Here is a 1,360-nt window from a genome sequence, read left to right on the forward strand (position 1 = left end):
CGGCGAGATCGCGGTTGTCGGCGCGGGCGTTCGCGGCTCCCGACGCGGTAACGGTGCTGCCGTCGGAGCCGCGCTCCGACGTAGATCGCGGTCCGTCGGACCGCTCACCGCCGTCAGAGCGCTGCTCTGACGAGGTTCGCCTCGTTTGACTCGGCTCACTGCCGTCGGTTTGCGTCCCGCCATCGGCCGCAACCGACGGATCCGAGCTGCCGTCGGAAACGTCCGCGAGCGCCCTCGCGAGGACGTAACTCGCGCCGGCTCCCGAAAGTTCGGAGGCCCCATTGATCCCGAACAGCAGCGGGTTGAGGTGGTACTCGGTCTCCCTGTCGGCGGGCTGGTGGTGATCCGCGATCACCGGGGTGAAGTCGCCGGCGTCCTCGTGGTCACCGATGATCTCGAGTTGGCCGCTCCCGAAGTCCGTGAAGAGGACGGTGTCGTAGTCGGTCGCCGCGATGTCGGCGACCGCGTCCTCGTCGAGTTGCTTCTCGAAGACCGTCTCGAAGGGGATCCCCGCCCGTTCGAGGGCTTTCGCGGCGATCGCCGCGCTGGTGAGCCCGTCTGCGTCGATGTGTGAAGCGAGCAGCACGCGATCGGCATCGCACAGCCGCTCGGCGCACGCTATCGCACGATCCTCGAGTTCGGGAACCGGCCCTGCCATCGAGGAATGGTGGGGCGGCTTCGCCCATAAACCCGCGGATCGTCCCGTTCGCTCGTCCGCCCGAGAACGAAACGGGTCACAGCGAGACCACGAGACCGTCGCCGTCCCGTTCGTACGTCGTCTCGAACGGAGCGGACCGAGCGCGCATCGTCTCCCGGAGCCAGGCCGCCTCGTCCTCGCCGGCGCGAGAGACACCGTCGTCGATCGCGATGGGCACGAGACGTATCTCCTCGAGACGCCCGCCCTCGAGCGCGACTTCGAAGAGGTAGCTTCGATCGTTACCCAGGTCGCCTCTGATCCCGAAATCGTCGACGAAGTCGCCGGTGTCGTGGAGAACGACCCCGTCGCCGTACCGCTCGATCGCCTGAACGACGTGGGCGCTGTGGCCGTGAACGAGGTCCACGCCCCGATCGATGAGCCAGTGGCCGAACGCGACGAGCAGTTCGCTGGGACGTTCGACCCAGTTCGGCCCCCAGTGGACGGACGCGACGAGCAGATCCGGATCGTGCGCTCGCGCGCGCTCGATCGCGTCTCCGACGACCCGTTGGGTGTCGGAATCAGCTGGATCGAGCGTGATATGGGCTATTCCGGGCCGGTCATCGGTCGCGCCGTAGCCGGCGTAGCGATCCGCAACGGAGACGACGGCGACGTCGACGGTGCCGACGGAAAACGTGGCCGGCTCGCGGGCCGCTGCCGGCGACT

The 1,360-nt window shown here is 68.0% G+C and carries 2 protein-coding genes; both read right to left on the reverse strand.

Annotation, left to right across the window (positions count from 1 at the left end):
• Nucleotides 1-658 (reverse strand): DHH family phosphoesterase (locus PGX04_RS30575; RefSeq protein ID WP_337959502.1); only part of this gene is annotated, 658 nt, incomplete at its 3' end.
• Between the two features lie 76 nt (nt 659-734).
• Nucleotides 735-1,360: CapA family protein (locus PGX04_RS30580; RefSeq protein WP_273741924.1), on the reverse strand; the 626-nt coding region annotated here is incomplete at its 5' end.

Source organism: Natrinema soli (assembly GCF_028618695.1).